We start from the raw sequence: 379 nt of genomic DNA on the forward strand, positions 1-379 counted from the left end.
CGGAGCCGTCGTCTGGACGGCGGCACTCGCCGGGCGGCGCCCGCGCCGGATCGCCCTGCCCACCTACGCCGTCCAGCGGCGGCACTACTGGCGGGCGCCCGGCCCGGTGCGGGCGGACGCGCCGCCGGCCCCCGAGCGGTGCCCCGAGGAGGCCGGTCCGCCGCGCGTGGACGTCCCGCCGCACCGGCTGCCGGCCTCCCTCACCCCGGACGAGCGCCTGCGGGACCTGCGGCACCTGGTGCGGGCCCGGGCCGCGGCCGGCCTCGGACACGGCCGCGCCGACGTCCTCGACCCCGACCGGTCGCTCCTCGTCCTCGGCCTCGACTCCCTGACGGCCGCCCAGCTGCGCGTCCGGCTCGGTGTGGCGCCCGGGCTGCGG

1 protein-coding gene is annotated in these 379 nt (G+C 82.3%); it reads left to right on the forward strand.

Annotated elements, in window-relative coordinates:
• Nucleotides 1-379, forward strand: a 379-nt coding sequence (locus QC029_RS30945) for an acyl carrier protein (protein ID WP_279559151.1), incomplete at both ends; no start/stop codon positions are given.

This window comes from Streptomyces sp. DH37 (genome assembly GCF_029813835.1).
Lineage (GTDB): Bacteria > Actinomycetota > Actinomycetes > Streptomycetales > Streptomycetaceae > Streptomyces.